This window comes from Bradyrhizobium sp. CCBAU 45394 (assembly GCF_028128655.1).
GTDB classification, from domain to species: Bacteria; Pseudomonadota; Alphaproteobacteria; order Rhizobiales; family Xanthobacteraceae; genus Bradyrhizobium; species Bradyrhizobium diazoefficiens.
On record NZ_LBIX01000076.1, the window covers coordinates 1 to 1,564 of the forward strand.

Annotated in this window: 3 protein-coding genes; 2 read left to right on the top strand and 1 reads right to left on the bottom strand. The window is 63.3% G+C overall.

Going from position 1 to position 1,564, the window contains the following annotated elements:
• Nucleotides 1-199: hypothetical protein (locus WN73_RS11780; RefSeq protein WP_271552885.1), on the bottom strand; the 199-nt coding region annotated here is incomplete at its 3' end.
• Here WN73_RS11780 and WN73_RS11785 point away from each other — a divergent pair.
• Both WN73_RS11785 and WN73_RS11790 read left to right on the top strand, forming a co-directional pair.
• Complete coding sequence (locus WN73_RS11785; RefSeq protein WP_271552879.1) at nucleotides 125-1,216, top strand: IS5 family transposase; 1,092 nt, start codon at nucleotides 125-127, stop codon at nucleotides 1,214-1,216. The genes WN73_RS11780 and WN73_RS11785 overlap by 75 nt on opposite strands.
• Complete coding sequence (locus tag WN73_RS11790; protein ID WP_247397590.1) at nucleotides 1,216-1,560, top strand: hypothetical protein; 345 nt, start codon at nucleotides 1,216-1,218, stop codon at nucleotides 1,558-1,560. Before WN73_RS11785 ends, WN73_RS11790 begins: the two co-directional genes overlap by 1 nt.
• The last annotated feature ends 4 nt before the right edge of the window (nucleotides 1,561-1,564 follow it).

Below are 1,564 nucleotides of genomic sequence, written 5' to 3' on the forward strand. Positions count from 1 at the left end.
GCCGGAAGCGGCTCCGCTTGATCGAGTCCCTTGACAGCAAACATGAGAGCAGGCTGTTGAAAAGGCACTCGCCGTCGACCGGCGACCGTGATTCATTGGCTCCGACGAGATTCGGAGATGGTGCGTGCGCGGCGGGGACAATCGAACGGGCGAGCTGTTCAGCTACGTTGACCTGGAGGCGCGGGTGCGGCGTGATCATCCGCTGCGAGCGATCCGGACGATTGTGAACGACGCGCTGTCGGCGCTGGAGCGCGAGTTTGCCGCGCTCTATTCGCCGATTGGGCGGCCGTCGATCCCGCCGGAGAAGCTGCTGCGGGCGATGCTGTTGCAGGCGTTTTACTCGATCCGCTCGGAGCGGCTTCTGATGGAGCGGCTGGAATACGACCTGCTGTTCCGCTGGTTCGTCGGAATCGGCGTCGACGATGCGGTCTGGGACCATTCGGTGTTCTCGAAGAACCGCGACCGACTGCTGGAAGGCGACATTGCGGCGAAGTTCCTGGCGGCGGTGCTGTCGCAGCCCAAGGCGAAGAAGCTTCTGTCGAGCGATCACTTCTCGGTCGATGGCACGCTGATCGAGGCTTGGGCCTCGATGAAGAGCGTCAAACCTAAGGACGGCGCGGGCGAGCCGCCGGCGCAAGGCGGCGGGCGCAATGCCGAAGCGGACTTCCATGGCCAGAAGCGCTCGAACGACACCCATGCTTCGACCACCGATCCGGACGCCAGGCTGTACCGCAAGGGCAAAGGCAAGGAGACGAAGCTGTGCTTCATCGGGCACGGACTGATGGAGAACCGCCACGGCCTGGTGGTCGACGCCTGCCTGACGCTGGCTGACGGGCATGCCGAACGGGTGGCCGCGCTACACATGATCGAGCCTCGTGCTGATCGGCCGACAGCGATCACGCTTGGCGCCGACAAGGCCTACGACACAGAAGACTTCGTCAATGAGCTGCGCTCGATGAACGTGACGCCGCATGTTGCGCAGAACACCAGCGGCCGCAGCTCTGCGATCGACGGGCGAACGACCCGGCATGGCGGCTATGCCGTCAGCCAGCGCATCCGCAAGCGCATCGAGGAGGCATTCGGCTGGATCAAGACGGTAGCTGGGCAAGAGAAGACCAGCTTCCGTGGCCGTGATCGCGTAGCATGGGCTTTTACCTTCGCTGCCGCCGCCTACAATCTGGTGCGGCTGCCCAAACTGATAGCGGAGACCGGCTGATGGCCAAGGTGCCCGGTTTCGCAAAGGCCTTTGCCGGCCGCTGGCGCATCGTCGAAATGGACAACTGGGACAGCGACTTCCTCGATCTTGTCGAAGAGGCGCATCTCACCTTCGATGGCAAGTCCGACGGTGAAGTCGCCTTCGGTGCGCTGAAGGGCTTCCTCGATGTCCGCTACGGCGCGCGAGACGGTTCGCCCTGCGCGGAATTCTCATGGGAAGGGCACGACGAGAATGACCCCGTCTGCGGTCGCGGATGGGTTATGATCGGCACTGCTGGCAGGCTCGTCGGCCATTTCTACATACACAATGGCGACGATTCAGGCCTCGTTTGCGAACGCGGCTGAGTTC